21 protein-coding genes are annotated in these 26,480 nt (G+C 41.0%); 12 read left to right on the top strand and 9 right to left on the bottom strand.

The annotated features are described in order from the left end of the window. Positions 1-123: 123 nt before the first annotated feature. The 3 genes from CKV69_RS00475 (at position 124) to CKV69_RS00465 (ending at position 3,783) form a co-directional block, all read left to right on the top strand. On the top strand, positions 124-1,998 hold the full coding sequence (locus tag CKV69_RS00475) for a PTS mannitol transporter subunit IICBA (RefSeq protein ID WP_014325729.1): 1,875 nt from the start codon (positions 124-126) through the stop codon (positions 1,996-1,998). A gap of 66 nt (positions 1,999-2,064) precedes the next feature. Continuing rightward, a complete protein-coding gene (locus CKV69_RS00470) occupies positions 2,065-3,222 on the top strand; it encodes a mannitol-1-phosphate 5-dehydrogenase (RefSeq protein ID WP_014325728.1) in 1,158 nt (385 codons plus the stop codon). 42 nt (positions 3,223-3,264) lie between these two features. Beyond that, positions 3,265-3,783 (top strand): MltR family transcriptional regulator, encoded by a 519-nt coding sequence (locus CKV69_RS00465; protein ID WP_005723216.1) that lies wholly within the window; start codon positions 3,265-3,267, stop codon positions 3,781-3,783. 60 nt (positions 3,784-3,843) lie between these two features. On the opposite strand, the gene CKV69_RS00460 is transcribed toward CKV69_RS00465, so the two are convergent. After that, entirely contained in the window at positions 3,844-4,662 is an 819-nt protein-coding gene (locus CKV69_RS00460) for a 5'-nucleotidase, lipoprotein e(P4) family (RefSeq protein ID WP_005717385.1), read from the bottom strand. A gap of 246 nt (positions 4,663-4,908) precedes the next feature. On the opposite strand from CKV69_RS00460, the gene polA reads away from it, so the two are divergent. After that, complete coding sequence (gene polA / locus CKV69_RS00455; RefSeq protein ID WP_014325727.1) at positions 4,909-7,701, top strand: DNA polymerase I; 2,793 nt, start codon at positions 4,909-4,911, stop codon at positions 7,699-7,701. 125 nt (positions 7,702-7,826) lie between these two features. Here polA and tnpA read toward each other — a convergent pair whose 3' ends face one another. The 5 genes from tnpA to CKV69_RS00430 all read right to left on the bottom strand — a co-directional run bounded on the left by tnpA (position 7,827) and on the right by CKV69_RS00430 (position 11,860). After that, positions 7,827-8,291 (bottom strand): IS200/IS605 family transposase, encoded by a 465-nt coding sequence (gene tnpA, locus CKV69_RS00450; RefSeq protein WP_014325726.1) that lies wholly within the window; start codon positions 8,289-8,291, stop codon positions 7,827-7,829. A 181-nt stretch (positions 8,292-8,472) separates the two neighbouring features. Then, positions 8,473-9,201: a TerC family protein gene (locus CKV69_RS00445; protein ID WP_005717387.1), complete on the bottom strand. Its 729-nt coding sequence runs from the start codon at positions 9,199-9,201 to the stop codon at positions 8,473-8,475. 65 nt (positions 9,202-9,266) lie between these two features. Beyond that, positions 9,267-9,935: a DNA mismatch repair endonuclease MutH gene (gene mutH, locus CKV69_RS00440; protein ID WP_005757181.1), complete on the bottom strand. Its 669-nt coding sequence runs from the start codon at positions 9,933-9,935 to the stop codon at positions 9,267-9,269. Between the two features lie 9 nt (positions 9,936-9,944). Continuing rightward, complete coding sequence (locus CKV69_RS00435) at positions 9,945-10,487, bottom strand: methylated-DNA--[protein]-cysteine S-methyltransferase (protein WP_014325724.1); 543 nt, start codon at positions 10,485-10,487, stop codon at positions 9,945-9,947. A gap of 62 nt (positions 10,488-10,549) precedes the next feature. After that, positions 10,550-11,860: an outer membrane protein transport protein gene (locus tag CKV69_RS00430; RefSeq protein WP_014325723.1), complete on the bottom strand. Its 1,311-nt coding sequence runs from the start codon at positions 11,858-11,860 to the stop codon at positions 10,550-10,552. A gap of 244 nt (positions 11,861-12,104) precedes the next feature. On the opposite strand from CKV69_RS00430, the gene CKV69_RS00425 reads away from it, so the two are divergent. Then, entirely contained in the window at positions 12,105-12,395 is a 291-nt protein-coding gene (locus CKV69_RS00425) for a YfcZ/YiiS family protein (protein ID WP_005723236.1), read from the top strand. Positions 12,396-12,442: 47 nt separating this feature from the next. Here CKV69_RS00425 and CKV69_RS00420 read toward each other — a convergent pair whose 3' ends face one another. Then, positions 12,443-14,104: a putative transporter gene (locus tag CKV69_RS00420; protein WP_005723238.1), complete on the bottom strand. Its 1,662-nt coding sequence runs from the start codon at positions 14,102-14,104 to the stop codon at positions 12,443-12,445. A gap of 184 nt (positions 14,105-14,288) precedes the next feature. On the opposite strand from CKV69_RS00420, the gene CKV69_RS00415 reads away from it, so the two are divergent. From CKV69_RS00415 to CKV69_RS00405, 3 genes are all read left to right on the top strand, one after another. Continuing rightward, the gene (locus tag CKV69_RS00415; protein ID WP_025248418.1) at positions 14,289-16,046 is read left to right on the top strand and encodes an ABC transporter ATP-binding protein/permease; all 1,758 of its coding nucleotides are present in this window, start codon (positions 14,289-14,291) and stop codon (positions 16,044-16,046) included. A 147-nt stretch (positions 16,047-16,193) separates the two neighbouring features. Then, positions 16,194-16,748, top strand: coding sequence for a DUF5358 domain-containing protein (locus CKV69_RS00410; protein WP_005723242.1), 555 nt, complete (start codon positions 16,194-16,196; stop codon positions 16,746-16,748). Between the two features lie 217 nt (positions 16,749-16,965). After that, a complete protein-coding gene (locus CKV69_RS00405) occupies positions 16,966-18,621 on the top strand; it encodes a phospho-sugar mutase (protein ID WP_010907004.1) in 1,656 nt (551 codons plus the stop codon). 89 nt (positions 18,622-18,710) lie between these two features. On the opposite strand, the gene CKV69_RS00400 is transcribed toward CKV69_RS00405, so the two are convergent. Further along, positions 18,711-19,790 (bottom strand): endonuclease/exonuclease/phosphatase family protein, encoded by a 1,080-nt coding sequence (locus tag CKV69_RS00400; protein ID WP_014325722.1) that lies wholly within the window; start codon positions 19,788-19,790, stop codon positions 18,711-18,713. Between the two features lie 480 nt (positions 19,791-20,270). On the opposite strand from CKV69_RS00400, the gene CKV69_RS00395 reads away from it, so the two are divergent. The 4 genes from CKV69_RS00395 (at position 20,271) to CKV69_RS00380 (ending at position 23,627) form a co-directional block, all read left to right on the top strand. Further along, a complete protein-coding gene (locus tag CKV69_RS00395) occupies positions 20,271-20,825 on the top strand; it encodes a hypothetical protein (RefSeq protein WP_014325721.1) in 555 nt (184 codons plus the stop codon). 307 nt (positions 20,826-21,132) lie between these two features. Continuing rightward, positions 21,133-21,921 carry a heme/hemin ABC transporter substrate-binding protein gene (locus tag CKV69_RS00390; protein WP_005717426.1) on the top strand — a complete coding sequence of 263 codons (789 nt, stop codon included), beginning with the start codon at positions 21,133-21,135 and terminating at the stop codon, positions 21,919-21,921. A gap of 12 nt (positions 21,922-21,933) precedes the next feature. Beyond that, positions 21,934-22,878: a FecCD family ABC transporter permease gene (locus CKV69_RS00385; RefSeq protein WP_014325720.1), complete on the top strand. Its 945-nt coding sequence runs from the start codon at positions 21,934-21,936 to the stop codon at positions 22,876-22,878. An 11-nt stretch (positions 22,879-22,889) separates the two neighbouring features. Next, positions 22,890-23,627, top strand: coding sequence for an ABC transporter ATP-binding protein (locus CKV69_RS00380; protein ID WP_005723258.1), 738 nt, complete (start codon positions 22,890-22,892; stop codon positions 23,625-23,627). A 145-nt stretch (positions 23,628-23,772) separates the two neighbouring features. Here the strand turns inward: CKV69_RS00380 and CKV69_RS00375 are convergent, their stop codons facing one another. After that, a complete protein-coding gene (locus CKV69_RS00375) occupies positions 23,773-26,166 on the bottom strand; it encodes a TonB-dependent receptor (RefSeq protein ID WP_223251324.1) in 2,394 nt (797 codons plus the stop codon). Positions 26,167-26,480: the final 314 nt, after the last annotated feature.

The raw sequence follows: 26,480 nt of genomic DNA, 5'->3' as shown, positions 1-26,480 counted from the left end.
AACAAATCAAAGAAAAAAACATTGTGATACTCATCACATATTTAATATGAAAAATTTTAGATTTCAGTTTCGCTATGCTATTTTGACAGTTGAAAATTGGTCATTTTATCGACGAGGTTAACTATGCTTTCAGCAAATGCAAAAGTCAAAGTACAAAATTTTGGTCGTTTCTTATCCAACATGGTGATGCCCAATATTGGTGCATTTATTGCTTGGGGTTTTATCACCGCACTTTTCATTCCAACGGGTTGGCTACCCAATGAAACGTTAGCCAAATTAGTAGGACCGATGATCACCTACTTATTACCACTCTTAATTGGTTATTCTGGTGGTAAATTGATTGCTGGTGAGCGCGGTGCGGTGGTCGGCGCGATTGCTACTGCGGGGGTCATTGTAGGTACTGACATCCCAATGTTTTTAGGCGCCATGATCGCGGGTCCGACAGGGGGCTGGGCAATTAAACGTTTTGATAAATGGGCTGATGGTAAAATTAAAAGTGGCTTTGAGATGTTAGTCAATAACTTCTCTTCAGGTATCATTGGTATGATCTTGGCTATTTTATTCTTCTGGCTAATTGGTCCAGCGGTGAAAGCGTTGTCCACTATGTTAGCTGCTGGTGTCGATATTTTAGTAAAAGCGCACTTACTGCCGCTCACCTCTATCTTTGTTGAGCCAGCCAAAATCCTCTTCTTAAACAACGCAATTAACCATGGAATTTTCTCCCCACTTGGTATTCAACAATCGCAAGAATTTGGACAATCCATTTTCTTCTTGATTGAGGCCAACCCGGGTCCGGGCTTAGGGGTGTTACTTGCTTATATTATATTTGGGAAAGGTACAGCAAAACAAACAGCAGGCGGTGCCACGATCATCCATTTCTTTGGGGGAATCCACGAGATTTATTTCCCTTATGTTTTAATGAATCCGCGTCTCTTACTGGCCGTGATTGCAGGTGGTGTATCTGGTGTATTCACATTGGTATTATTTAATGCAGGTCTTGTGGCACCCGCTTCACCAGGTTCGATTATTGCGGTTTTATTAATGACACCACAAAACGCTATCGTTGGTGTTCTCGCTTCTGTTGCCATCGCGGCGACGGTCTCTTTCGTTATCGCTTCATTCTTCTTAAAAATTCAAAAAGAAGAAAATGGGCATTTATTAGAGAAAATGCAAGCCGCATCAAAAGCGATGAAATCCGGTGTACAGTTCAATACACCAGCCCGTTATCAAGGTGTACAAAAAATCTTTGTTGCTTGTGATGCAGGTATGGGATCAAGTGCAATGGGCGCAAGCATGTTACGTAAAAAAGTCAAAGAAGCAGGATTAGCCATTGAAGTGACAAACTGTGCAATTAATGATTTACCGGAAGACGCGCAATTAGTCATTACGCATCAAGACTTAACATTACGTGCCAAAAAACATACGCCAAATGCTATGCATTTTTCCTTAAACAATTTCTTAGATGCCCATTTCTACGATAACCTCGTTCAAGATTTGAGCAATACAAAGGTGGCTGATTTAGCAAAGGTCAGCACGCTTGAGCCACAAGAAGCGCCTCAAACTGCATTTGTACTCACTGAAAAACAAGTCTTCTTAGGCTTAAAAGCAGCAAATAAAGAAGAAGCCATTCGATTCGCGGGTGAACGTTTAGTTGAATCAGGTTTTGTGCTACCAAGTTATGTTGATGCGATGTTTGAGCGTGAAAAAATGGTTTCCACTTATTTAGGTGAAGGTATTGCGGTACCACATGGCACAATCGAAGCTAAAGATGCGGTACTCAAAACAGGTGTTGTTGTCTGTCAGTATCCAGAAGGTGTCAAATTTAATGAGGATGAAGAAGACAGTATCGCAAAATTAGTGATTGGGATTGCCGCCAAAAACAACGAGCATCTGCAAGTGGTTTCTGCCATTACCAATGCACTAGATAACGAGGATGCCATTCGCATTTTATCGGAAACGGATGATGTCGAAAAAGTCTTAGCGTTATTAAAAGCATAATCTTCTTGGGCAGATCATTATCTGCCCATGTTTATTTAAACTCTTTTCTTATTTTTGGAGTAAGCGATGAAAGCATTACATTTTGGTGCGGGTAATATTGGACGTGGATTTATCGGAAAATTATTAGCTGATAGTGGTATTCAAGTCATCTTTGCCGATGTCAATGATCATGTTATTGAGCAACTCAAAACACAACGGGCTTATCCAGTCAAAATTGTTGGCGATCGCCTGAATGTAATTGAAACCGTGTCAAACGTCACAGGAGTCAATTCTAAAAATGAGGCGGATATTATTGCATGCTTTACTGAAGTTGATTTAGTGACCACCGCGGTGGGACCTAATGTATTAAAAATCATTTCAAGCACTATTGCAAAAGGCTTAAGCGCACGTTTTCGTGCAGGAAATACCCGCCCATTAAATATTATTGCATGTGAAAATATGGTGCGAGGTACCAGCTTTTTAAAAGACAATGTGTTCTCTTATCTCACCCCTGAAGAACAGCAACAAGCGGAAGCACAGATTGGCTTTGTTGATTCTGCCGTTGATCGCATCGTGCCACCAGTACAGTTTGATCCCGCCAACCCGTTATTAGTGACAGTTGAAGAGTTCAGTGAATGGATTGTAGATAAAACCCAATTTAAAGGTACAATTCCAGCTATTAATGGTATGGAGCAAACGGATAATTTAATGGCATTTGTTGAGCGTAAACTGTTTACATTAAATACTGGACACGCCACGACCGCCTATTTAGGCAAATTAAAAGGTCACCAATTTGTCAAAGACAGCATTGATGATCCAGACATCAGGGAAGCCGTTAAAGCCACGATGCAAGAAAGTGGTGCCGTATTAATTAAACGTTATGGTTTTGATCCTCATGCCCACGCGGCTTACATTGAAAAAATCCTGAAGCGTTTTGCCAATCCGTATTTACAAGATGATGTTGATCGTGTGGGCAGAGAACCTTTACGAAAACTCAGCTATAACGATCGTTTAATCAAACCATTACGTGGCACCTTAGAATATGGATTACCAAATCAACATTTAATTCAAACCATTGCTAGTGCCTTAGCCTATCGCAATGAGAGTGATCCACAAGCAGTTGAATTAGCTCAACTTTTACAGCAAGATGCGCTCGAAAGTGCGGTGAAAAAAATCACTGAACTGACAGAATCAAACATTGTGCAACAAATCGTAACTGCTTATAATGCCTTGCAAAAAAACTAAAGTGCCAATGCGGTCTTAATTCGGTCTAGAAAAGGATAACGAGTGCAGTCAGTCGATCCCATTTATGAAAAACTCAATGAAGCCACCTCAATTCGTGGTTTCATTACGGCTTCTGTCGCGATTTTTGACGAAGCGGTTGATCAACTTATTAATCGCGTTTTTCGTAAAACAGATTTTGCCGTCAAATCTGTAGTTGACTCATTATTATCTAATTCTGGACCGCTCTGCGATTTATCGATTCGTTTAAAAGTCTTATTAGGTTTAGGGATTATCGAGCATCATGTGTTTAGCGATATCAGCCATTTTATTGAGATTAAAGAAAAGCTGAATAACGATGAAAAAGAATACGATTTTGCCGATCTTATTATTATTGATTTTATCCAACAGTTAAGCTGTCAAAATGATAAATCCTTGCTCAATTTTCCGATGGAAAAAGACGAAAACCCCGACTCACTGCTCTATCAAGTCAAAGCCTTACGTCGAGAAAAATTGATTCGTTCTTATCTCACCTTAGCAATCACTGAAATTTACGAGCAACTCCAAATCGAAAGTCCATTGTGAAGCAAACATAAAAAATGCGATGAAATGAATTCATCGCATTTTGTTCAAAAGAAATGAAAATTATTTACCATCCCAAGCATGAATTGCTTTAGCACGGACATCTAATTTACTTTGTGAGTCACCTTTGAAGTAGTTCTTATCTAAGCCACCTTCCCAGTCACCATATTGGGTATTTGGTAACACGATAAATTTTTTACCAAAGGCTTTGCTATTTTTCGCTACGAAATCACGGCGCTCTGCATTGGATTTTTTGTAAGTTGCATCACCAAAGTCGTTTAAGTTATCGCCCACAAATAACACGATGTCATAACCCATATCTTCAACTTGTTTGAAACGTACAGATTTGTTGGATTTATCTTTTTTCAACAACAAGGTTTTATCATTCACCCCAGTGAAACCAAGACGTTTCATATCATCCACTGTCCCTGCTTTTTCTACATCATCACGACGGTTAGAAACGAAGAACATCGTACCGCCATTGGCATTGACATAATTAGAGAACTCCACTGCGCCCGGAATCGCTGCGGATTGTCTCGCGTCAACCCATTTTGTCCATGTTTTCGGTGAAAAACCTTGTCCACTTTGTACTTGCCACCCCGCATAAGCACTGTTATCAATCATGGTTTCATCTAAATCCACCACCACGGCTTTTTTCTTACCTTTTTTCGCTTTTGCATGGTCAAATGCCATTTTGGCAGAGTTAAACGCTTGGTGTGCTAATGCTGCATATTCGCCCGACTGTTGCGTCCAAATTAACCCCATTGCCACTTGTTGCTGTAATTTTGCTTGATTGGCTTGCTCGACTGCTTGTTGATTTGAACAAGCCGCTAATAAAACGAGCGAACTCACGGCAATAACTGATAATTTAAATTGCTTCATTGTATTCTCCTTGAAAATTCCATTCTGACGATGAGGTTATTAATGTAACAAATTCATTCTCCTATTGTCATAAATCAGCGCGTTGAATGTGACTAAGATCACATATTTTTTATTCAATGTGATTATTTTTACATCCGCTACTGCAACATCAACCACACGAAATCGAAAAGCTTATGCTTTTTGAACGCCTTCTTGCTGTTTTACGTTATAATGGCAACCTCTTTTCATTAAATAAACGGATAATTTATGGCAAAAATCGCAGAAAACCCTTTAGTCTTAGTGGATGGTTCTTCGTATCTATACCGCGCATTTCACGCATTTCCGCCTTTAACGAACTCATTAAATGAGCCAACTGGCGCAATGTACGGTGTATTAAATATGTTAAAAAGCCTCATTTCACAAGTACAACCAAGCCATATTGCCGTGGTTTTTGATGCGAAGGGCAAAACCTTTCGTGATGAAATATTTGAACAATACAAATCTCATCGTCCCCCAATGCCTGAGGAATTACGCAGTCAAATTCTGCCACTGCACAATATTATTCGGGCCTTAGGCATTCCCTTGTTAGTGGTAGAAGGTGTGGAAGCCGATGACGTCATTGGTACCCTTGCGGTGCAAGCCTCTCGTACCGGAAAAAAAGTCTTAATTAGTACCGGTGACAAAGACATGGCGCAGCTTGTTGATGAGAATATTATGCTCATTAACACCATGAACAACACTTTATTAGATCGCGAGGGAGTACTTGAAAAATATGGTCTGCCTCCGGAATTAATCATTGATTACCTCGCGTTAATGGGCGATAGCTCAGATAATATTCCGGGAATTCCGGGCGTAGGGGAAAAAACGGCGTTAGGTCTGCTACAAGGCATAGGTAGCATGGCTGAGATTTATGCAAATTTAGACAAAGTCGCCAGTTTATCCCTACGTGGCGCCAAAACATTAGGAGCAAAATTAGCCGAGGCAAAAGATCTCGCTGATTTATCTTATCTACTCGCCACCATTAAAACCGATGTTGCACTGGATGTCAGTCCAGAACAACTGACTTTTGGTGTTGCGAATAAAGATGCGTTAATTGAATATTTTGCTCGTTATGAATTTAAGCGCTGGCTTAACGAAGTGATGAATGGAGGAGAAAGCTCCGTCACCAATGGTTCGGAACAGGCAGTGAAGCTCAATCCTTACCAAGCCACTCCAAGTGCAAATGAGAGAGAAAATACCGTTTCTGTCCAAATTGACCGTAGCCAATACCAATGTCTTCTCGAACTCAGTGAATTGAAGCGCTGGATAGACAAGCTTAATCAAGCCAAATGTATTGCAATTGATACTGAAACAGACAGTTTAGACTATATGGTGGCTCATTTAGTCGGGGTATCTTTTGCGTTAGAGAATGGTGAAGCTGCTTATTTACCATTACGCCATGATTATCTTGGCGCACCTCAGCAAGTAGATTTTCAGACCGCACTTTCTTTGCTTAAACCTGTTTTAGAGAACCCTGAAATCCATAAAGTAGGACAAAATATTAAGTACGATTTAAGTATCTTTGCTCGTCACGGTATTGAAGTACAAGGCGTGAGCTATGACACCATGTTACTGTCTTATGTGTTAGACAGTACTGGGCGCCATAATATGGATGAATTAGCCAAACGTTATTTAGGTCACCAAACCATTCACTTTGAAGATATCGCGGGTAAAGGCAAAGCTCAGCTCACCTTTAATCAAATACCACTTGAACAAGCGGCGGAATATGCGGCAGAAGATGCCGATATTACCATGAAATTACAGCAGGTCTTATGGGAAAAAGTAGTAGCACAGCCTGAATTAGTGAAGTTATATCAAACCATGGAACTGCCTTTAGCCTCGGTGCTGTCGCGTATTGAACGTCATGGCGTGCTCATTGATAGTGATGCACTGTTTAGTCAGTCGCAACAAATTGGCGTAAGATTGACCGCACTTGAACAACAGGCGTATGAATTGGCTGGACAACAATTTAATTTGGCCTCAACCAAACAGTTGCAAGAGATCCTGTTCGATAAATTGAGCTTACCTGTCTTGAAGAAAACGCCTAAAGGCGCGCCGTCAACGAATGAAGAAGTCTTAGAAGAGCTTGCCTACGAGCATGCCTTGCCAAAAATTCTTGTGGAGCATCGTGGATTAAGTAAATTAAAATCCACTTATACTGACAAATTACCGCTCATGGTGAATAAAGACACGGGACGTGTACATACTTCCTATCATCAGGCGGTAACCGCCACAGGTCGTCTTTCATCGAGTGATCCCAATTTACAAAATATTCCGATTCGCAACGAGGAAGGGCGTCGCATTCGTCAAGCCTTTATTGCACCTGAAGGCTATCAAATTATGGCCGCGGACTATTCCCAAATTGAACTGCGAATCATGGCTCACTTATCGCAAGATAAAGGGCTAATTAACGCATTTAATGAAGGAAAAGATATTCACCGTTCAACAGCGGCAGAGATCTTTGGCATTCCATTAGCGCAAGTTAGCAGTGAACAACGTCGTAGCGCCAAAGCCATTAACTTTGGTTTAATTTATGGCATGAGTTCATTTGGACTTTCTCGTCAATTAGGCATTCCACGTCATGAAGCACAAAAATACATGGACTTGTATTTCCAACGTTACCCCGGTGTACAAGCCTTTATGCATGACATTCGCGAAACAGCCAAAGCACAAGGTTATGTAACAACTTTGTTTGACCGACGCTTATATTTACCTGATATCCAATCTTCCAATGCCATTCGTCGCAAAGCAGCTGAACGGGTTGCTATCAACGCGCCAATGCAAGGGACAGCAGCAGATATCATTAAACGAGCGATGATTACTTTAGATCGTGAAATCGCAGAACAACCTGACATTAAAATGATCATGCAAGTACACGATGAATTGGTCTTTGAAGTACGCTCAGATAAAATCGAACACTTTCGCACGATCATCAAAACCACGATGGAACAAGCTGCTCAACTTGTGGTGCCACTGATTGTAGATGTGGGTGTGGGTAAAAACTGGGACGAGGCACATTAGCCTCCCCCCAAATAACAATCCGCCCGTAAAACGGGCGGTTTTTAGGCCACCCTATAAGGGCCTAGTACTTCACATGCCCCTCAAGGGGCATGTGAATTCTGACAACCGTTCAATAACTCTGTTGCCTACCCCTTAAAGGGGTCCATATATTCTTTCTTCGATAAATTATCCTGAATCATATCTTCCTTTTCCTGATTTCGGATATATTCCTCTACAATTTTTGTATTTAAACCTACTGTACTTACATAATAGCCTTTCGCCCAAAAATTTCGATTCCCATACTTATATTTCAAATTTGCATGTCTTTCAAATATCATTAGCGATGACTTACCTTTTAAATACCCCATAAAACTTGAAACGGCCAGTTTCGGAGGTATCCTTAACAGCATATGGATATGCTCTTTCATTGCATATGCCTCTATTATCTCTACATTCTTGTAGTGACATAATTGTCTTAGTATCCCTCCTATATCAACTCGCAATTTTCCATAAATTGCTTTTCTCCTATACTTAGGGATAAAGACTATGTGGTACTTACAGTTCCATCTTGTGTGTGATAGACTTGAATCGTCATTGGATTTACTTGCCATGACTTATCCTCCTATATGTTGAATTTTGGTTGTCAGCCTTGTTCATTATAGGAGGATGTTTTGTTCTGCTCACCGCTTAAGCTTTTCTGTTCCATACGCAAAGCGTATGGTTTTTATAGCTAGACTTTGTCTAGCTATAATAATATGGCAAGCGACTCAGGCTTGCCATTTTTGTGTTCTCTCACACACTCGGTTTTTTAATGAGCTTTTTACGCATTTTAATGTTGATCATTTCAACCACCACGGAGAAGCCCATCGCAAAGTAAATATAACCTTTCGGAATGTGGAAATCTAAACTCTCTCCAATCAATGCCACACCAATTAAGATTAAGAAAGACAGAGCAAGGACTTTCAAAGTTGGATGCGTTTCAACAAAATCCCCGATTGGTTTCGCTGCAAACATCATTACCCCAACAGCCATCACAATCGCCACAATCATCACGCCCACTTGATCTACCATGCCTACTGCCGTAATCACCGAATCCAATGAGAACACAATATCCAAAATCGCAATCTGCGTTAAAATGCCTAAAAAGCTTACTGTTTTTGGTTTCTCTTCCTCATTTTCTTCTTCTGGCATCATAGCATGGTGAATTTCATGGGTACTTTTTGCTACTAGGAATAAGCCACCAATCAATAAAATTAAATCACGCCCAGAGATCGCCTCCCCTAATACGGTAAATAAGGTCGCTGTCAACGACATGACCCAAGAGAGAGAAAGCAATAATAAAATTCGCATTCCCATTGCCAAACCGAGCCCAATCAAGCGTCCGGATTGGCGTTGATGTTCGGGTAAACGCCCAACCAAAATACTAATGAAAATGATGTTATCAATCCCTAACACAATTTCTAAAGCAGCTAAGGTAAAAAGTGCAACCCAAGCCTCCGGACTCGCAAGCCATTCAAACATAGTCTGTTCCTTTTTTCATAAAAATGAGATAAATCATATCATTTTGTGCAAAGACACCAAGTCAATTACCCCGTGCCAAGCAAAAATTGTTGTAAAATTTCCGCAGTAAAGGTTTTACGTAAATAAAAGCCTAAAGGTAACGTATCAATCATTTCACCGTGTTTGCCAATTCCACGGGTCAACGCTTTACTGTTTGCCCCTTTCGGACGAAGCTGTAGCACCTCGCCTAAGGTCGCATTAATCTGCTCAAGCTTGCCTAAGCTAATATATTCCATTAGCTCTTCCCAATCTCGCTTTAAACGCAATTCTTGCTGTGCTGAAGGCTGCCATAAAATCGGCTGCCCAACACGCCGTTCAGACAACGGAATCTGTCTTTCCCCTTCAACTAAAATCCACAGTACCTTACTGAGTTTATGCCTAACATGTGAGTTTTCCCAACTGACCCCCACATTCTGCGTTAAGGGCGCTAAGCTGACAAAAGTGGTTTCTAACGGCATCCCCTGTGCATTAATCGGGAGCGTTTTTAACTCAATCCCCAAGTGCGCAAAATCTTGCTCAGCTTTACTGCCTGCGGTTGCACCGAGAGCGGTTTCAATTAACATACCCACCCAGCCTTTATCTCGTTTTAAGTCAGGTGGAACCGGCATATGCAGGCTTTGTGCCAGATCGGCAAAGCGTAAGCCTGCAATCGCCTGTGCCCGTTGTAATAATTCTTGCTCAGTTTGAGGTGTCATAAAGTGCGGTCATTTTTGCTGATATTTTTTGAGGTGTTTAGGTTTTACAAACTCTACCCCGTGATCCACATAGTCAATTTGTTCTAATTGCAACAAATGGCGTTTGATGGGTAAGCCTCCACCAAAACCGGTCAATTCACGTTGTTTACCTAAAACACGATGACAAGGGATTAGAATGCTAATTGGATTACGACCAACGGCCCCACCAACCGCACGCACCGCCTTCGGCTGACCAATTCGTTGAGCCAGCTCGCCATAAGTCGTGCATTCACCATAAGCTAACTGTTGTAATGCAGACCAAACGCGTTGCTGAAATGCCGTACCTTTAGGGGCAAAAGGAATCGCGTCAAAGCACACACGTTTCCCAGCAAAATAGTCCCGCAAGGCTTGCTTAACCTGTAAAAAGAGCGGTCGATTTTCATCTAAAATCCAATCGGGGCGAGGGGCAACTTGCGTGACAACAAAATCAAGATGCGTAAGTTTCTCCGCTTCACACAGCATCAATAAACGCCCAACCGGAGAATCCTCATAGCAATAATAAACAGGTGACATAACATCCTCTAAAAAAGAAAAGCGTACCGAAGTACGCTTTATTATGCTTGATTTTTTGTCAATTAGAAACGGTAATTCACATTTAAACCATAAAGGTTCGCACTGGCTTTGCTAGTAAATGGAACCCCTTCTTCTTTAAAGGTATTCTTCTTGCCTTTTAAGTGTGCAAAACCGGCATCAATAGATACATTTGGCGTAAAGCGGTAAGTGGCCCCCACACTAAACCAAGTACGATCCGTATCTGGAATAGAAATGGTGTTATGCTCATCTGCAGCACTTTCATCATACGCAATACCCGTACGTACCGTTAATGCATCGGTTACATCATAGCTCGCACCAAGGGCAATACGTGAAGAATCACGAAACTCTTCTGTTTTGCTAAATAAGGTCTTACCGTCCGTACCTTTTGCACGTAACTCTTTAAATTTGCTCCATTGCGTATATTTATAGCTATAGTGCATTGCAAAACGATCGGTCATTTTATGATAGCCAGAAATTTCCCAATAAGCCGGTAGCGGTAAATGTAAAGTACCCGGGATTTCTTTGCCACCTGTCGCAGTAATACCTTGAGGACTTAATGCAGGTGCAAGAGCTAAAGGAAATTGATTCGAATACTGTCCTTTAAAATTGATATCCACTTGTGAATGATAGGCGATACCAATGCGGTTACGCTCATTAAATTCATATACCAATCCTGCATTCCAGCCAAAGCCCCATTTATCACCCTGTAACTTTGAAATCACAGTATTCGCTGGTAATTTCGCAAGTTGTTCTGCACCTTGAACTCCAGCTTGAGCCAATGCTTGCGCTTTTAATTTTAACGCTACACCCGCATAACGCTCAAGTTTCGCTTTCGCATGCACTGCGTTTAAGCCTAGACCAACACTGAATTTTTCAGTAACACGATAGGCACCGCTTAAGTTAAAGTTAATTGCGGTTAAATCGGTTTTACCGCCTAAAAAGCCACCCGCATATTTGTCATCAAACTCGGTGGCTAAACCATAGTTGACATTCAATCCACCGCCCACAGCGAATTTTTCGTTAATTGGATACACACCATACACTGTCGGAACTAACGCATTCGGCGCAATATTTTTATAGGCGAACCCTGGCATTGGTGAAGTTAAATTAATATTTGGGTCCACATAAATTGCCCCAACAGAAATTTCAGGTTGTTTCAATAAGCTCATTAATGCTGGGTTCGTGGCAACCACTGCCGCATTATCTGCAATCGCGGCTTCCCCCGCATAAGCACGCCCTAAACCGGATGTTGACACTTCTGCTAGTTGGAAAGCGGCAGCAGAAGCGCTACCCGCGACCACCGCTAACGCGGAAGCAAGAAGAGTTTGAGTAAATTTGCTAGTTTTCGCCATAATTATGAGACCTTTGTTATTTAAGTTATTTGTATAATAAAACATTTGTAATAAAACGTTTGGATTCTAAAGAAGTATCTAGAGGGGTGCAAATGTATTTGCTCGATTTAGTAAGAGTTCAGACCAGTCAGATAGATGTGTGAATGATTGATTTTACCTTACAAAAACAAGGGTTAAATTTTACGAGCCCGCGGAACAGTGATAAAATGTGCTAAATATTTCATCAAAATTAGAAGGAAAAGGTATGAGTAAATTAAAATGCAATCCAGAAGAAGCCAAAGCCTGTTGCTGTGTTGATGTGGGTACTATTATTGATGGTTCTGACTGTACGGTAGAATTTGAACAAGTATATGCCTCGCAAGCACAAGCCGAAGAAGCACTGGCTTATTTAACTGAAAAAGCAAAAGCCGCAGAAAGCGATCCTTGCGAAATCACAAGTGATATTTCAGCCGTAGAACAAGGAGCCTTGCTTAAAGCACAATTTGTGTTTAGCTGCCAAGCAGAAGCCATGATTTTCCAACTTTCGACACGATAAAAAAGAAACGAAAAAAACCGCACTTTGATGTGCGGTTTTTTTGTTGATTACAGTAACGTCCACAGCAATATAGCTAACAGTTGAGGCGAAATAATCCGTAAGAACATCACAAGCGGATAAACCGTTGCGTAGGATAACGCAGATGCGCCACTTTCCTCTTTAATCGCATTTGCAAAGGCTAGTGCTGGCGGATCGGTCATCGAACCCGCCAATAAGCCACACAAACTTAAATAGTTCATTTTCGCGTATAAGCGTGCCACGATACCAACAATCATCAATGGTACAAAGGTGATAAAAATCCCATACACCATCCATTCTAGCCCACTTCCATTAACTAAAGTATCAACAAAATTTCCTCCGGATTTTAAGCCCACTACTGCAAGGAATAACACGATCCCAATTTCACGCAATGCTAAGTTAGCGCTAGGTGGCATAAACCAATACAGTTTACCAATGCTCCCGATACGCGCCAAAATCAACGCAACCACTAATGGTCCACCGGCTAAACCGAGCTTAAGCGGCACTGGAAAACCGGGAATATGGAAAGGAATGGAACCCAGTAATACCCCTAAACCAATCCCAATAAACACAGGCAACATTTGGACTTGTTGTAATTTTTGTTGCGCATTGCCGAGAATTGAAACCGCTTGGTTTAATACTTCACTGCGCCCAACAACATGTAACACATCACCAAACTGTAATGCGGTATTCGCTGTCGGCACCAACTCAACCCCTGCTCGGTTTAATCGTGAAATCACGACGCCATATTTCTGATGAATACCTAACGCGCGAATTTTCTTGCCTAAAACTTTTTCATTGGTGACCACAATACGATCGGAGCGTAAATCCCCAGTAAAACTGGATAAAGGCACATCGACTTCTTCACCTAACACCAATTTGATTTTACGCAATAAAGGAATTTCACCCACCAAATGTAACAAGTCACCTTTCTGGATAATCGTATTGGCTTGCGGCACACTAATATGCTCGTCCCGTTTTAAACGCGTACACACCACATCTCTTTTTTCATCAAACCCGGGAATATCCACTAAACGTAGCCCATCTAAATTCGGATTGGTGACTCTGACATTTATCGAACCAAGGGTTTCTTTATCTTGCCCACTTTCTTTCAGGAAATTTTTCGCTTCATCATCAATTTTAATGCGGAAAAATAGGCGGATTAACCACATACTCAGTAAAATCCCACAGATGCCGAATGGGTAAGCCATCGCATACGCCATCCCCATGGTTGACGTGGTTTGCGTAAGCCCTAATTCAGAAAGAATTTGTTGCCCTGCCCCTAACGACGGCGTATTCGTCACCGCACCTGAATAAATCCCGAGAATAATATCCAATGGCACATCAGCAAGCTTATGGATCACAATCACCGCCAGTGAACCCAGCAAAACAATTAATGCTGCAAAGCCATTTAACTTAAGACCAGATTGACGTAATGAGGCGAAAAAACCGGGTCCCACCTGAATCCCAATCGTATAAACGAATAAAATTAAACCAAACTCTTGAATAAAATGCATCGTATGTGCATCTAGCTTTAAACCATATTGGTTAGTAAAATGGGCGACAATAATCCCGCCAAATAATACCCCGCCAATACCTAACCCCACGCCTCGAATCTTCCAATGTCCTATCCACAACCCAATGACAGCAACCAGTGCAAGGAGGCTTATCGTGATGGCGATATCACTCATATTAACCTCTATATCAATTTTAAATTTAACAAAAATAACTAAAATGAATTATAGCAATCTCTTTTTTTAAAAACTTGAAGAAATACTAAAAATTTAACCGTAATCACATTTTTCTTGCTAAAAATGTCAAAATTTTTAACAATACTGGCTTGTTTTTTAAACATTATTTCAATTTGGAACAGCTATGGATTGGTCACAAGAATTATATGATTCTTTTATTTGGTTACTAAAAAGCCTTTCATTGACAACGTTACTCTTTCCTCTCACCGTTTATATCTTGGCAAAAACCACGCAATGGGGTCGCCAGTTTTGGCTTTTGGCGGAAGACTATTTCCACCCCAAACACAATCTCTTACCACTGTTTTATTTTATGATTATTGTGTTTTTCAATTTACTTTCAGTGCGTATCGATATTTTGGTATCAAACTGGTACAACGCGTTGTACAAATCATTACAAGACATGAATGAAACCGTCTTTTGGCAGCAAATGGTGGTATTTGCCGTGATCGCCAGTTCAAGTATTACGAACGCTCTACTGACTTACTACTTGAGTAAACGTTTTTTGATCCACTGGCGAATGTGGCTCAACAATAGAATGCTCAATAAATGGACAGAAAATCAGGCGTATTACAAAACGCAATATGTAGAAGCCCAATTAGATAACCCCGATCAACGTATTCAACAAGACGTGAGTTCCTTTGTGTCGACCAGCTTAGATTTTGCGACGGGGTTAATTTCTTCTATCGTTTCAATCATTGCGTTTACCATTATTTTATGGAATCTCTCTGGACCGATGACCATTGCCAATATTGAAATTCCTCACGCGATGGTCTTTTTGGTCTTTATTTACGTGCTGTTTAGCAGTATTGTGGCATTTAAAATCGGTCGCCCGTTAATTCAGCTCAATTTTGCCAATGAACGCTTAAACGCCAACTACCGTTATTCACTTATCCGTCTGAAAGAATATGCTGAAAGCATTGCTTTTTATCGTGGTGAAAAAATGGAAAAACGTCTATTGACCACACAATTTAATCAGGTGATTGATAACGTTTGGCAAGTAATCTACCGCACCTTGAAATTATCCGGTTTTAACTTAATCATTACGCAGATTTCGGTGGTTTTTCCGCTGGTGATTCAAGTGACACGTTATTTTCGTCAACAAATCACACTGGGCGATTTAATGCAAACCTCCAGTGCTTTTGGTCGAGTACAATCCTCGTTGTCTTTTTTCCGTAATTCCTATGATGACTTTGCCGCTTATCGTGCGGTGTTAAATCGTTTAACTGGCTTTCATAGCGCGATTAAAGCGGCTAATCGCCCAAGCAAATTAGTGCTCACAGAAAGTCGTCATGATATTGGTTTTCATGATCTCAACGTAGAGACCCCGCAAGGAAAAACCTTAATTGACAAGCTCAACCTACAATTTCCTCTCGGTACATGGTTATTAATTCAAGGACATTCTGGTGTAGGGAAAACAACCTTGTTAAGAACCATTGCGGGACTATGGCCTTATGCTAGTGGGACAATTCAACGTCCACAACAAGATACTCTGTTTCTTTCTCAAAAACCTTATTTGCCACAAGGTCGCCTACTTGATGCCCTATTTTATCCTGAACTGGCGCCTGAAGACGTGAATGAGCAACAAGTTATAGACATACTCGCGAAAGTACAACTCGGGCATTTAAGCGATAAACTAGAACAAGAAAATGATTGGACACGGGTACTCTCTTTAGGTGAACAACAACGTCTGTCGTTTGCTCGCATTTTATTGCATAAACCTACTGTTGTTTTCTTAGATGAAGCCACTGCCAGCATGGATGAAGGACTGGAAGATGCGATGTACCGCTTACTGAAAGATGAACTGCCTCAGATTACTGTGATCAGTGTTGGACACCGTTCGACGTTAATTCCGCACCATTCACAGCAATTACACATTCAATAACAAGACAGGGCGTTGTGGAGTCAACGCCTTATGAAATAAAGCAAAAACTCACCGCACTTTTGCCCTCATATCGAAATGAAAAACTTTGTTAATTGCCTGATTATTGCTACAATCGCGCGCAATTTTTTATCCTGTTTAAGGTGTAATATGTTAAGACTATTGATTTTACTCATGACAACGCTTTCGCTCTCGGCATGTTTATCTACAAAACCTACGACATTTCCTGCCGAATTTGCCAATCTTGATTATGAGCTTTCTGATCAAGATGCCAGACGTTGGGCAATCGCCAGTACGCAAGTAGAACAATGTATTTACCCAAATTTAACCCGTATCCAACGCGAACATTTTTCCAAAGAAGACGCCTATATCCATTCGCAATATGTCTTTTTCTATCCACTCGAAGAAATCATTGGCGAACAATATGTCAAAATGATCCAAGCAGATGAAAAGTCCATGGGTTATGCCATATTACAATACAAAAAATTTAAGCAACGACAAGAAAAACCGTTAGAAGAAGAACCATGTCGTGTATTGAGAATGCAAGCAAAAGACGATCTTGCCGTCGTCAAAGGTCAATATAAAAGTGGCATGGCTGAAGAAAATCCACTTAACCAAGATAAACACAACCCTGACGGTGTTGCGACTAACCAAAATAAATTCTTCTTTGACATCATTAAATGGGGTGCCGCCTTGTTATTATAAGGCGACATCACAGAGAGGATCATCTCCTCTCTGTCTCCCTTTTCTTATACTGCGCTTCCTTTTCTTTGCCTACCTCTTCCACACAAATAAAAACGTAATCGATTGCAAAGTGACTCAGTTCAAATAATTTGAGTTTGATCATTTTCATTCTGCTTTTTTTCGGCTAGTCTAACTATGTTATATACCGCATAATTTTTAATAAAATTAAGGAGAATTTATGTCAATCTTTACCCTTGCTCAACATTGGTTAGCACAAGATCCTGATCCTGAAACACATGCAGAACTTACCGCACTTCTTGACGCGGCAAAAACGGGGGATGCGAAAGCAAGCACAGAATTAAATGCACGCTTTGATGGTCGTTTACAGTTTGGTACTGCAGGCTTACGTGGTCGTTTACAAGCCGGACCAATGGGGATGAACCGCGTGTTAGTTGCACAAGCAGCGGGGGGCTTAGCCGATTATTTAAAAGACTATGATAAAACCCCTTCTATTGTCATTGGCTATGACGGGCGTAAAAATTCAGATGTATTTGCACGCGATACTGCCGAAATTATGGCTGGCGCAGGCATCAAAGCCTACTTATTACCACGTAAATTGCCAACCCCAGTCCTTGCTTATGCGATCAAATATTTTGATACCACAGCGGGGGTCATGGTGACCGCAAGTCATAACCCTCCAGAAGATAATGGCTATAAAGTCTATTTAGGTAAAGCCAATGGTGGCGGTCAAATTGTTTCTCCAGCAGACCAAGACATCGCTAAACTGATTGATAAAGTGGCGGCTGGCTCCATTAAAGATTTACCACGTAGCCAAGATTTTATCGTACTGGATGACGAAGTCGTTGATGCCTACATTGCGAAAACAGCTAGCCTTGCCAAAGAACCCCAAACAGACATTAATTATGTCTATACCGCAATGCACGGTGTCGGCTATGAAGTATTGAGCAAAACGTTAGCTAAAGCAGGTTTACCACAACCACATTTAGTGGCGGAGCAAGTGTGGCCAGATGGCACGTTCCCAACAGTAAACTTCCCGAATCCAGAAGAAAAAGGCGCATTAGACTTAGCCATTAAAGTAGCGAAAGAGAAAAATGCCGAATTTATCATTGCCAATGACCCAGATGCTGACCGCTTAGCCGTCGCAGTACCAGATGCAGAAGGCAACTGGAAACCGTTGCATGGTAATGTGGTTGGTTGTTTCTTAGGTTGGTACTTAGCGAAACAATATCATGCACAAGGACAAAAAGGCATTCTTGCTTGTTCATTAGTTTCTTCGCCAGCACTGGCTGAGATTGCGAAAAAATACGGTTTCCAATCAGAAGAAACACTCACTGGCTTTAAATATATTGGTAAAGTCGATGGGTTATTATTCGGCTTTGAAGAAGCATTAGGTTATTTAGTTGACCCAGACAAAGTCCGTGATAAAGACGGTATTTCTGCCGCTATTTCGTTTTTAGATTTAGTACGTTACTTGAAAAAACAAGGCAAAACACTCGCCGACTATGCCGATGAATTCACTCAAGAATTTGGTGCTTATGTAAGTGGACAAATCTCGATTCGTGTTGATGACTTATCTGAAATTGGCAAATTAATGAGTGCACTGCGTCAAAATCCACCAAGCGATATCGGCGGTTTCAAAGTCGCACAATTCTTGGATCACACCAAAACCGATCGCCAAAGTGACATTTTAGTGTTCGTTCTTGAAAATGGTAGTCGTTTGATCGTACGCCCATCTGGTACAGAACCAAAAATCAAGTTCTACCTCGATGCGAAAGGGAAAGATCCAAAAGATGCTGAGCAAGTGTTAGCCCAATTTGATGAAAGTGTTCGTCACATTTTACGTCAAGATGAATTTGGTAAGCAGGATTGCTAATCTGACTTAAGCTACAAAATGGCACAGTACACTGTGCCATTTTTCTTTACGTAGCTTAAGATAAACAGCAATTCAACCTTCCTCTACATTTAATATTTTTCAGCAATCACCTTTTTCTCTGGATCTGCCTCAGCAATTTTTTCTTGCGCTAATTCATGATCTGTCTCCTCTACCTCAGGCTCAGGTTGCGCAACCTCAACACAAGGATGATATTGAAAACAGCCATAAACAGGGAAATGATCAGAGCCAATCTCTGACAGCACACGAATATCACGCATCATGAAGTCATTACTGTGATAGATATGATCCAATGGCCAACGTAAGAAAGGATATTTGGCATGAAAGGTACTGTATAATCCTCGTCCCACACGCGGATCTAATAAACCACTGGTTTTCTGAAATAAGCGTGACGTTGTCGACCATGCGACATCATTTAAATCGCCAAACACCAATACCGACTGATTATGGTTACTGATCTCTTGTCCCACAAGCAACAACTCGGCATCACGTTGGGTTGAGGTGGCACTTTCTGTTGGCGTCGGTGGCATTGGGTGCAAACAATACAAATGAATCCATTCTCCAGAAGGTAAACATGCCTCCGTATAAATGGAAGGAATGTCCTCTTGTACCCAATGGCGAATCTCTGTATTACGCAAAGGCAAGCGGCTGTATAAATGCATACCGTATAAATTATCAAGCGGGATTTTCACCGTGTAAATATAATGCGCTTCGAGCGAAGCCAGCTTTTCCTCCCACCACAGATCTGTTTCGAGCGTTAATACGACATCGGGTTGCCATTGTTCAATGAGTGATAATAATTTATGCACCTGACGATTTGGGGTAAGCACATTGGTCGTGAGTAACGAGATACTACGTTGATCGCGTTCGCCTTGATATTGTAAGACTTGCGGACGTGTTAAACGCGTATAAGCCAAAATTTCCCAAATTTGATAGCCCATGCATGTCAAATTCAATAATTGTAAGATGACCAGTAACCAGCGTGGTTCCGGCAAAGCGACCCAACCTATTACGAGGCAAAGAAAATTGAGGATCGCAATTTGTAAACGCGGAAAATCAAAAATACGCACCGTCCAATGATTAAACGGCAAAAAAGGCAATAATGTGGCAATAATCGGTATGCTTAAAAAACTAAAAAGTAACCCATCCATTGTGCAAGTAAATGTCAATAATTTGTTAAAAGTTGAACAATAGTAGCACTATTTAACAATGGAGGAAAACAGCACAGTGCAAAAAGTGCGGTCCGTTTTTATCAATTTTCTTTTCAACTTAAACACGATCAGCGCACTCAGGCATATGTATTATGCTAATGCCACAATCGCAAACTCAAACTACCTTGCTCGCCGTAAAAAGCGTTGTTTATCATTTTGTTTACACAAAAGAGCGTATTGTGACTGGCACTTTCCTAAGCGTAAAGAGATGAACAACAGCATGTGATAAAAGACAGCATGAAGTATCTTATATACAGAATGCTTAATAAGCTGAAAGCATCGCTTCTCTGATTTAATCATAAACAGGTAACCTCTTTTGCTTTTTGAAAAAAGCACTACTAAAACATAATTTGATATTTTATAATCAATTCAAGCAACGACAAATCAAACAACAATTGCCGTTTCAAAAAGGAAATCAAGATGAAAAAAATCACACAACTTAGCTTAGTTACCTGTTTTGCTTTAAGCCTTATCGCCTGTGATAATGCCAGCAACACGCCAAAAACGACCGAGCCCGCCCCCAAAGCAGAAATCACCCTCTCCCCACAAGAGCAATTCCGCAAAGATTATGAAGCCTTTGAAACATGGCAAAGCACGACCGATCAGAGAATGAATAAAGAAGTCGATGGTTTACAGCAAAAAGTCGCACAAATAGAAAGTGGTAAACAATTATCTCCAGAAGAAATTAACACATTAATATCAAATTTACGGACTCAAATACAGACAAGCAGTGCAGAACTCGATGGATTACAGCTGAAAGATGCTGATGTATTACTCTTAGCTGAAAAAACGAAAGCAGCACATAGTGTAGCAATAGATATGCTTGAACTCGTGGTCAAAGCAACGGCAAATCCACTTGAAAAAGCGCAAAAAGATTTGGCTTCGCTTGAAGCAAAATTGAATGAAATGGATAAGTTACATGCTGAAATGGAAACACAAAAAGAAAAACTAAAACAGCAATACCAACAAAAATAATCCCTTAAACAATATAGCCAAACAGCCTTGTTTGGCTATTTTTACGCTCTTATCACCGCCATTTCATTTGTGTTCTATCGCCTTATTTTCCCCTATTTTATTGCGTTTTTCCTCAAATAATCACAAGGAAAAAACAAGATAATTTTATAATGATAATTGTTATTATTTTGTTAACAGTATAGAATGGCGAAGTTTATGCACATCGCTCAGATAGAGTCAATCCTACTCTCGTCATGACTGACGGATCGCTGGCGAAACCAAATACACACTGAAATTAACAGTCAAACTCATATTATAGGACATGATTATGAAAAAACTTCTTACGCTTCTGTTTTTATCTGCGTTAACCCCGTTTGCCTATGCACAAAAAATTGTTACTTTGACGCCTGATGTGGCTGACATTGTGGTGGCATTAGACGCTCAAGATAAGATTGTGGGACGTGATCAAACTACGATGAACCCTGCCTTAGAAAAAGTCGCCGTGATTGGTATTCATCGTAAACTCGCTGTTGAGCCGATTGTGCAAAGCAAGCCGGATTTAGTCTTAGGTTCTTATATGGCAATGCCTGCAACGATTTTCGATAATCTGACGCAACTTGGTGTAAAGGCTGTCAATGTTTTACCCGAAGATCATATTGATGCCTTTGGTAAAGCGATTCGTGAAGTGGGTCAATTAATCGGTAAGCAAGACAAAGCAAACCAAGTGGCAAGCCAATGGGAAGCCGGTATTCAAGCATTACCAAGCACAGGCAAACGTTATTTATTAACCTATGATGGTCGCGTAGTGGCAGGCAAACATACTGCAGCAGATGAATTAATTCGTCGCGCAGGTGGGGTAAACGCAGCAGTAGATGTAGAAGGGATTAAGCCACTTAATCGCGAAGCCTGGTTAGTGGCACAACCAGATGTCATTATTGTGGCAGAACACCAAAAAGAAGTGATTGGTGGAGTAGAAAAATTATTAGAACGCCCTGAAATTGCCAATAGCCCAGCGGCAAAATCAGGTCATATTTATTTCTGGTCTGCTAATGATTACTTACGTTATGGATTAAACACCCCTGAAGTGTTAAAACGTTTACATGATTTAGCGAAGTAATCTGCATTCCGAATGAAAAAACTGTCTGTCTTTTTGGCCATATTGGGAACCGTATTACTGATTTGGTTTTCAACTGGCGTGGGCTTTGGTGGTTGGCAGCCACCAAACGCCCTTGCTCCCATCGTTTTTGATATCCGCATTCCTCGTATTCTCAATGCCTTACTCGTTGGCGCAGCACTCGCGGCAGCGGGTGCCGGGCTGCAAGCCTTATTTGAAAATCCCTTAGCCGATCCCAGTTTGATTGGCACCTCTGGCGGTGCCGCGTTAGGCGTCATTTGTGTACTGGCATTTGGAAGCCTTGGCATTGGCGTACCTCTTGCCGCCTTTGTCGGTGCGTTAGTAGTTTGCTTAGTGATATTATTCGCTCATCACGTATTCGGGGGCGGTACGTTGGGTTTGTTAATCATGGGGTTTATCCTCAGTGCCTTTTGTTCCGCTGTGGTAGGGCTTATCCTATTTTTATCCGATGATCTTGTACTACGCAGCGCCACCATTTGGTTAGCTGGTAGCTTATCAGAAGCCGGCTTTACCCCTATTTACTACCCTTTCGCCATTATGTTGATTGGCTTAGTTTGGATGGCTATTTTAGGTCGCCAGCTTGATTGCTTGATGCTTGGTGAAGATACCGCCTTTACCATGGGTATATCCGTATCCAAACTCCGCTTACAAACTGTCATTGCAGCCGCTTTATTAACCGGTGCTGCTGTTTCTTTATCTGGTATTATTGGTTTTTTAGGCATGATGATCCCGAATATTTTAACAACTGTCATCGGCGGGCATCGCCGTAAACTGATTTTATTATCCGCTTGGGTGGGTGCTGTATTTTTATTAGCGGTGGATAGTGCTTCTCGTCTTATCACTTATCCCATTGATCTGCCTGTGGGCATTGTGATTGCCTTACTTGGTGGTCCTTTCTTCTTCTGGATCTTTATCCAGTCAACACAACGTAAAGTGTAAGGAACCGTTGTATGCAAGCACTCTTTGAATTACACCCCTTATCCCTAAAGGCAAATGAGCGGGTAATTTTACAAACTGATCAGTTAACCATTCCACAGGGCAAACATACCGCGATTATTGGTCCGAATGGCGCAGGCAAATCCACCTTATTGCGTGCCTTATTAGGCTATTTTAATGCACAGGTCACCCTCAACGGACACCCCGTGCAAGAACAAATCAGAGCAGGAAAATTAGCCTTTGTGGCACAAAATGGGCGCTATGGTATGCCGTTAAGTGTGGAAGAATATGTCAAATTAGGACAATTCAACCCAACTCTTTTCTCCGCCAGAAAAGTGAATCAACAACATTTATCACTATTATTAGATCAATTTGAACTCAGTCATTTACGCCATAAACGGATCAATCAACTTTCCGGTGGTGAACAGCAACGCGCCAATATCGTACGTGCGTTAATGCAAAATGCGCCTGTGATTTTATTAGATGAACCTTGTAATCACTTGGATATTCGTCACCAACAAAGTCTTATGCAATTTTTAAAACAGCATAAGACCCAATTTAATGCCGTCATGGTATTACATGATTTAGATCTCGCTGCCAGTTACGCCGACCACATTATTTTAATGCAACAAGGTCAAATTATCGCTCAAGGTAAGGTAGAAGATGTGATGCAAAGCGAACGCTTAAGTGCGGTCTACCGCTGGCAAATTTTGCAGAAAAAAGATGAAAGTGGGATTTTCTTTCGGGTTTAAAAAATGAGAAAGCGCTCGCCTGTGACCAGCGCTTAAATGCTGAAAAAAGCGCTCGTGGGAACACGAGCGCCATGGAAAGATTAGTTAAAATTAAACGATGTTTTTGACATCTCTACAGTAAGACGATTTATTTACGTATTCATCCTTAGAATTTAAAATTCATTCCCACATTAAGACCTAGACCACTTTGCGGAATATAGGATAAGAACGAAGTATGATTATAGACTCTACTATTTAGCACATTATTCACATTGGCAAATAAGGTATACTCATTATTGCCCATCTTACCATCATAACTCATGCCAAGATTCAACATGGTATGCCCCTTCGTTGGTGTTTCTAGTCGTGCCACTTTGTTTTGTGCAAAGACTCGATAAAGCTGCGTATTGAAACTTATGCCGTTGTCAAAATACGCATTCCATTTTATGCCTAAACGCATTGGTGACATACGAGGTGCATTACCATCAGGTTGTTTTTCCCAGCCCGTTGGTTGTACACCAACCATGTCATAATTTTCGTTATAGATATATTTATATCCAATCGGGAGAGACGGAAGGTCTTTTAACTTACCCCGCACGTAATCACCAAAAACGGACACACTGTGTGTTGAGGAAATTTGATAGCTCACTTCAGCTTCCAGCCCATAAATCTTTGCTTTCGCTTGATTGTAGCGATATAAGCGTAATGGATAATCATCGCTTAATGAACGTAAACAACGGGAATTAGGTCGCCACGGACAGCTTGTTTTGTTATTTAAAATGGCGGCATAAATATAGTTAGAAAACTGTTGATAGTAGCCACTTAATTTGATCCCTAATTTTTCCCCTGTATACCCCCAACCTAATTCGACATTATTCGAGCGTTCTTTTGTCAGATTTTTATTTCCCGCTTCAAAAGAATTGGTGGCTAAATGTTTTCCATGCGCATATAGCTCTTGCGCATTTGGCAAACGTTCTTGATGCGAAACAATCATATTAAACTGATGTCGTTCATTTAATTGATAATTTGCCGATAAAGCATAAGAATAGGCTTTCGATTTATGTGGTCGAGTCAGTTCTTCCGGTGGCCGCTCATCTTTTGGCACATTAAAATGATATTTCATCGCAATGCGTTGTTTTTCCACACGCCAACCAATATCAAATTGCCATTTACCTAATTCAACATGCTCCATTAAAAAGAGGCTTTGCTGAGCCGTAGTATGATCAGAAAGGAGATTTTGTTTACGATATTCAAGTGTATGATTATCTAACGCATAGCTATCTTGATATACATGACTTAAACCAATTAACCCACTGACGCCCGCAATCGGCTGATGGAGGAATTCAACACGTGCTGAATAGCCTTTATTTTTAAATGAATTGTCTGAGATCGCCCCTGATTTTTCATCGTGGCGATAACCAACTTTGGCAATCGAAAAACGGACTTTATCTAAGCCTTTTACTGGATTTTTCCATTCGCCACGCAAATCCCAACGTTGCGTATTTAACGCAATATGCGGATCGGCATGCGCGTGATGATCGTGACTATGTTGCCCATTTCCGTGATGAGCATGACCGTGATTACACAGATGCCCATGGCTATGCCACTCTTTTTTTATACAATCAATACCGGGATTATTATAATCAATGTCAGTTTCTTCCATTAAAAATGGATAATGTTTTAGATAGGGCTTACGCCAATGTACATCGGATAATAAAACATGCATATAATATTCATCGTAGAGATGTGAATGCGCAGGTAACCCATATTTGTCTTTACGTTGGCTATACGCAACACCTAAATAACCTTTATCACCCACCCAAGAAAGTCCAACACTGCCACTTCGATTATCCACAAAGCTATTTGCCAATTTATGATGCGTGCTCCCCTGATACTGATAAGAAGGTGTGCGATAATCACCGGCTTTTTTGTGCAAACCTTCAAGGTGTAACGCAAAATGTTTTGATAATCCCACATCTAATGCCACATTCACCAGACGTTCATTGTCCGCACTGCCCGTTCTTAAGCCGACTTCGCCCTCAACTCCGACAACCTCGGCGGTAGGAATTTTATTATCAACCACATTGACTACACCTGCCGCATTGCCTGAACTATACAACAAGGTATTTGCACCACGTAAAATTTCAACTTTTTTAGCTAATAGACTATCCACTGCCACAGCATGATCAGGCGACATAGCAGACATATCCAAGGTTTCATTACCACTGCTCAGCACTTTAATCCGCTTACCTTCTTGTCCACGGATCACTGGCGCAGACGCCCCACCACCAAATTGACTAGCATGAATACCCAGCTCACTCGATAACGCATCACCAAGATTACTCCCGCGTTGTTTAAGGCTATACGCTGGAATAATTTTTTCACTTGCCATTAAACGCCCGCTAAGTGGCGCACCTTCTCTGCTCTCAATCAGCGTATTTACAAAGATCGGTTCAAGTTCAATATGCTCAGTTGTATTTTTTAGTGGGCTTTGAGCAACTGCCAGTTGGTTATAAAGTGCCGAAATAACACACAATGATAAGTACGAAATTTTTCTCATAAAAAACATATTAATTTTTAAAGTTAATAAAGGCATGTATTACTAAAAATACGCATTCAAGCCCTGTCTTTGCGTCAGTCTGCAAGATGCTATAAGTAACTGACTGTACGGAATACACGCGCTAGGTGTGGCATCCTAATAACGACTTGTCCGTTGTAATAGGATCGTGCGCGATACCTAAAGCTGACTCGGTTAAGCTATGCGGTACATTTAAATTAGCGCTAAATTATTGTCTATATATCGATCAATGACAAGTCTTTTTTTACTGCGTAAATTATCATGATGATATTTACTCTTTTTTTAACGATAGAAAG

Source organism: Pasteurella multocida, assembly GCF_900187275.1.
GTDB classification, from domain to species: Bacteria; Pseudomonadota; Gammaproteobacteria; order Enterobacterales; family Pasteurellaceae; genus Pasteurella; species Pasteurella multocida.
This window is presented reverse-complemented; position numbering and strand designations above follow the sequence as displayed.

Coding starts and splice junctions, on each gene's coding strand:
- CKV69_RS00475 (WP_014325729.1), top strand. CDS start 124: ATGCTTTCAGCAAATGCAAAAGTCAAAGTACAAAATTTTGGTCGTTTC.
- CKV69_RS00470 (WP_014325728.1), top strand. CDS start 2,065: ATGAAAGCATTACATTTTGGTGCGGGTAATATTGGACGTGGATTTATC.
- CKV69_RS00390 (WP_005717426.1), top strand. CDS start 21,133: ATGAAAAAACTTCTTACGCTTCTGTTTTTATCTGCGTTAACCCCGTTT.
- CKV69_RS00420 (WP_005723238.1), bottom strand. CDS start 14,104: ATGAGTGATATCGCCATCACGATAAGCCTCCTTGCACTGGTTGCTGTC.
- CKV69_RS00435 (WP_014325724.1), bottom strand. CDS start 10,487: ATGTCACCTGTTTATTATTGCTATGAGGATTCTCCGGTTGGGCGTTTA.
- CKV69_RS00380 (WP_005723258.1), top strand. CDS start 22,890: ATGCAAGCACTCTTTGAATTACACCCCTTATCCCTAAAGGCAAATGAG.
- polA (WP_014325727.1), top strand. CDS start 4,909: ATGGCAAAAATCGCAGAAAACCCTTTAGTCTTAGTGGATGGTTCTTCG.
- CKV69_RS00460 (WP_005717385.1), bottom strand. CDS start 4,662: ATGAAGCAATTTAAATTATCAGTTATTGCCGTGAGTTCGCTCGTTTTA.
- tnpA (WP_014325726.1), bottom strand. CDS start 8,291: ATGGCAAGTAAATCCAATGACGATTCAAGTCTATCACACACAAGATGG.
- CKV69_RS00425 (WP_005723236.1), top strand. CDS start 12,105: ATGAGTAAATTAAAATGCAATCCAGAAGAAGCCAAAGCCTGTTGCTGT.
- CKV69_RS00430 (WP_014325723.1), bottom strand. CDS start 11,860: ATGGCGAAAACTAGCAAATTTACTCAAACTCTTCTTGCTTCCGCGTTA.
- CKV69_RS00405 (WP_010907004.1), top strand. CDS start 16,966: ATGTCAATCTTTACCCTTGCTCAACATTGGTTAGCACAAGATCCTGAT.
- CKV69_RS00395 (WP_014325721.1), top strand. CDS start 20,271: ATGAAAAAAATCACACAACTTAGCTTAGTTACCTGTTTTGCTTTAAGC.
- CKV69_RS00415 (WP_025248418.1), top strand. CDS start 14,289: ATGGATTGGTCACAAGAATTATATGATTCTTTTATTTGGTTACTAAAA.
- CKV69_RS00385 (WP_014325720.1), top strand. CDS start 21,934: ATGAAAAAACTGTCTGTCTTTTTGGCCATATTGGGAACCGTATTACTG.
- CKV69_RS00400 (WP_014325722.1), bottom strand. CDS start 19,790: ATGGATGGGTTACTTTTTAGTTTTTTAAGCATACCGATTATTGCCACA.
- CKV69_RS00410 (WP_005723242.1), top strand. CDS start 16,194: ATGTTAAGACTATTGATTTTACTCATGACAACGCTTTCGCTCTCGGCA.
- mutH (WP_005757181.1), bottom strand. CDS start 9,935: ATGACACCTCAAACTGAGCAAGAATTATTACAACGGGCACAGGCGATT.
- CKV69_RS00375 (WP_223251324.1), bottom strand. CDS start 26,166: ATGAGAAAAATTTCGTACTTATCATTGTGTGTTATTTCGGCACTTTAT.
- CKV69_RS00445 (WP_005717387.1), bottom strand. CDS start 9,201: ATGTTTGAATGGCTTGCGAGTCCGGAGGCTTGGGTTGCACTTTTTACC.